5 protein-coding genes are annotated in these 3,885 nt (G+C 69.1%); all 5 read left to right on the top strand.

What is annotated here, in order from left to right:
- Position 1: 1 nt before the first annotated feature.
- Positions 2 to 757, top strand: coding sequence for an N-formylglutamate amidohydrolase (locus ENN83_RS02245; RefSeq protein WP_414707607.1), 756 nt, complete (start codon positions 2 to 4; stop codon positions 755 to 757).
- A gap of 17 nt (positions 758 to 774) precedes the next feature.
- Entirely contained in the window at positions 775 to 1,089 is a 315-nt protein-coding gene (locus ENN83_RS02240) for a DUF1244 domain-containing protein (protein ID WP_287183572.1), read from the top strand.
- Positions 1,090 to 1,282: 193 nt separating this feature from the next.
- Entirely contained in the window at positions 1,283 to 1,900 is a 618-nt protein-coding gene (locus ENN83_RS02235) for a DUF5671 domain-containing protein (protein WP_287183569.1), read from the top strand.
- A complete protein-coding gene (locus ENN83_RS02230) occupies positions 1,887 to 2,177 on the top strand; it encodes a hypothetical protein (protein ID WP_287183567.1) in 291 nt (96 codons plus the stop codon). Before ENN83_RS02235 ends, ENN83_RS02230 begins: the two co-directional genes overlap by 14 nt.
- 130 nt (positions 2,178 to 2,307) lie before the next feature.
- A partial coding sequence (locus ENN83_RS02225; RefSeq protein WP_287183564.1) for a SulP family inorganic anion transporter occupies positions 2,308 to 3,885 on the top strand: 1,578 nt, incomplete at its 3' end.

Genomic DNA, 3,885 nt, shown 5'->3' with positions numbered 1-3,885 from the left:
CGTGAAAGATGACACGCACATGACCTTTCGGCCGTTCGAGACGATCGAGGCGGGGCGCATGTCCCGCTGGCTGGTGACGTGCGATCATGCCACCAATATCGTGCCGCCCTCGGTGAACGGGGGCGATCTGGGGATCGCAGCGCTCGACATGGTCCGGCACATCGCCTGGGATCCGGGCGCGGAGGGCGTGGCGCGGCATCTGGCCGAAATGCTGGGCGCGCCCTTTGTGGCCACGCGGTTTTCGCGGCTGGTGATCGACCCGAACCGGGGCGAGGACGATCCGACGCTGGTGATGCGGCTTTACGACGGCACCGTGATCCCGGCGAACCGCGCCGTGGACGAGGCCGAGACCCAGCGGCGCCTGGCGGCGTTCTGGCGGCCCTATGATGCGGAACTGGCGCGTCTGGCGCGGCGTCCGGGCACGGTCTTCGTTTCGATCCACAGCTTCACGCCGCGCCTTGCCGGGCGCGATCCGCGGCCCTGGCAGATCGGCATCCTGCATGCCGCCGACGACCGGCTGGCGCGGCCCCTGATCGACCGGCTGCGGCGCGAGCCCGATCTGTGCGTGGGCGAGAACGAGCCCTATGGCGGCCATCTGCCGGGCGATGCGATCGACCGGCACGCCATCGCGAACGGGTTGCCCAATGTGCTGATCGAGCTGCGCAACGACGTGATCGCGACCGAGGCCGACCAGATCGGCTGGGCCGAGCGGCTGGCGCCGATCCTGACCGGGGTGCTGGCCGAAACCGGGCTTTGACAGGAGGAGGACCAACCATGGACAACGCCACCCGCGCCGAGATCGAGGCCGCCGCCTTTCGCAGGCTGCGCCGGCACCTGATGGAGGATCGGCCCGATGTGCAGAATATCGACCTGATGAACCTGGCGGGCTTCTGCCGCAACTGCCTGTCGCGCTGGGTGCAGGAGGCCGCCGCCGTGCGCGGCATCGCGATGTCCCAGGCCGAGGCGCGCGCCGATTTCTACGGCATGCCCTATGACGACTGGAAGGCCGCGCACCAGACCGAGGCAAGCCCCGAGAAACAGGACGCCTTCGACAGGGCCCTTGCCCAGAATGTCGGCCCGCGCGACTGATCCGGGCTGACCTGCATCAAGGCATGCCATCCCGGTTCTGCCAGACTGGCCGCGCCTGACCCGGAGCCTGCCCATGCGTCCCGCCGAGCAATTGTCGCAATTCGTGGCCGAGGCGCTGGCCGCCGGGCGCAGCCGCGCCGAGATCGCCGCGGTCCTGCGCGCGGCCGGCTGAACCGAGACCGAGACCGCCGAGGTGCTGGGCGCCTGGGCCGAGGGTGATTTCCTGCCTCCGGTGCCGCGCCCGCGCCCCTATCTTTCGGCGCGCGAGGCCTTTGTCTACGGGTTGATGTTCCTCGCGCTTGCCATGACCACCTGGCATGTCACCGCGCTGGGTTTCCGTCTGGTCGACCGCTGGATTCCGTCGCTGACCGATCCTGCGACCTATTATTCGGCCGATGCGATACGCTGGTCGATCGCCTCGCTCGTGGTGTTCTTTCCGCTGTTCCTGGTCCTGAACCAACGCACGACCCGGGCGGCGCGGCGCGTTCAGGGGCTTCGGCGGTCGGCGGTACGGCGCTGGTTCGGGCATCTGACGCTGTTTCTGGCCACGCTGGCACTGCTGGGCGACCTGATCTCGGTGATCTACGCGGCGCTGGGCGGTGACCTGACCCTGCGCTTCCTTGCCAAGGCGGGGCTGGTCGCGGTGACGGCGGGCATTGTGCTGGTCTATTTCCGCGGCGAGATGGCGGACCCCGATGATGCGGCCCGAGACGCTTGCCCGCACGCTGCTTGCCATCCTCGTGGTTGGGCTGGTGGGGCTTGGCCTGCTGGCCACGGGCGGGCCGGGCAAGGGGCGGATGGAAAAGCGTGACGTCACCCGGCTGACCGATCTGCAGGCGCTGGCCGACCTGGCCTATTGTCTGGCCGGGACCGGGGACCTGCCCGCAGCCCTTGTGCCGGGTGATGCCTGCCCGCGCGAGATCCGCCTTGCAGATCCCTTTACCGGCACGCCCTATCGCTACGAAAGGCTTGCCGGGGGCGCGTTCCGGCTGTGTGCGGGGTTCGAGGACGCCGAGTGGTTGCGTGGCACCCGCCGCGGCGATCTCGATCCCGCAACGGGCTGCGTGGTCTTTCCCCATCGGCCCTGAAAACGGCTCGGGGCCGACCCCTTTCCGCGATGCTGATTTCGCGATAGTTTGCCGCCGACTCGGCCCGAACGCGCCGCCCCGACCGCAAGGCAGGGGTCGGCGTTTCCGGATCCGGGACATCCCGATGTCGATGAGCGCCATGACCCCGCACAGCTCGCCCCTGCTCCAGCTCACGCCGAAACTCGTTTCGGTCCTGGCCGAGGGCTACGGGCTGCGCCAGTTCCGCGCCGACCTGATCGCAGGGCTGACCGTGGCGGTGGTGGCGCTGCCGCTGTCGCTGGCCATCGCCATCGCGTCTGGCGTGCCGCCCGACCGCGGGCTGGTCACGGCCATCGTGGGCGGCTTCCTCGTGTCTTTCCTGGGCGGCAGCCGCTACCAGATCGGCGGGCCGGCGGGCGCCTTCATCGTGCTGATTCTGGCGACCGTGCAGCGCCACGGGCTTGACGGGCTGATGCTGGCCACCTTCCTGTCGGGGCTGATGCTGAGCGCGCTGGGCGCGTTCCGGCTGGGCGGATTCGTGAAATACATCCCCTACCCGGTGACGGTGGGGTTCACAGCGGGAATCGGCCTGATCATCCTTGCCAGCCAGATGCGGCCCTTTATGGGACTCACGCTCGACGGCCCGGAACCCGGCCCCTTCCTCGACAAGCTGCCGGTCCTGTGGGCCGCGCTGCCTACGCTCAGCCCGCTGAACCTGCTGCTGGGAATCGGCACCTTCGGCTTCATCCTGGTGCAGCGCCGCTATGCGCCGCGCTTTCCGGGCATGCTGGCGGCGATCGCGCTGGCGGGGCTGACGGTCTGGCTGCTGAAGCTCGACGTGCCGACCATCGGCTCGGCCTTTGGCGGCATCGCGCAGAGCCTGCCCATGCCCGCGCTGCCTGAATTCACATGGGACAAGGTGCTGGCCGTTCTGCCCGATGCGCTGGCCTTCACACTACTGGGGGCGATCGAGTCGCTTCTGTCCGCGGTGGTGGCGGATTCGATGACCGGGCGACGGCATCGCTCGAACGTGGAACTGATCGGGCAGGGCATCGCCAATATGGGTGCGGCCTGTTTCGGCGGGTTCTGCGTCACCGGCACCATCGCGCGCACCGCGACCAATGTGCGCGCGGGGGCGCATGGCCCCGTCGCGGGCATGATCCACGCGCTTGCGCTGCTGGCCGTGGTGCTGCTGCTGGCCCCGCTGGCCAGCGCCATCCCCATCGCGGCGCTTGCGGGCGTGCTGATCTCGGTCTCGCTGCACATGGTCGACGTCAAGGCCATCGTGACGCTGGCCCGCACCTCGCGCGCCGAGGCGGTGGTGCTGCTGGCAACCCTGGTGACCACCGTCCTGCGCGACCTGACCGAGGCGATCATCCTCGGGCTCGCGCTCGGCGCGCTGGTCTTCCTGCACCGCATGGCGCAGATGAGCGGGGTCGATGCCACCATGGACGAGACCAACACCGAATCCCGCCCCGAGGATCGCGGCGAAACCCGCCAGACGGTCGTGCTGCGCCTTACGGGGGCCTATTTCTTCGGCTCGGCCCCGGTGATCGAAAGCGTACTCGACCGCATCGTGGCGCGGCCCCGCCACCTGATCCTCGATCTTGCCGATGTGCCGGTGCTCGACATGACCGGGGCGCATTCGCTGACGGGTTTCATCCGGAAGGCGCTCGATCAGGGGATGGAGGTGACGCTGGCCGGGCCTCATCCCCAGCATATCGACCTG

It is taken from the genome of Rhodovulum sp. (assembly GCF_011048875.1).
GTDB lineage: Bacteria > Pseudomonadota > Alphaproteobacteria > Rhodobacterales > Rhodobacteraceae > Rhodovulum > Rhodovulum tesquicola.
The sequence above is the reverse complement of the archived record's forward strand: the minus strand, read 5'-3'. Positions and strand labels throughout refer to the sequence as shown.

Excerpts from the sequence above, each read along its gene's own strand:
- ENN83_RS02240 (WP_287183572.1), top strand. The coding sequence starts at position 775 with ATGGACAACGCCACCCGCGCCGAGATCGAGGCCGCCGCCTTTCGCAGG.
- ENN83_RS02230 (WP_287183567.1), top strand. The coding sequence starts at position 1,887 with ATGGAAAAGCGTGACGTCACCCGGCTGACCGATCTGCAGGCGCTGGCC.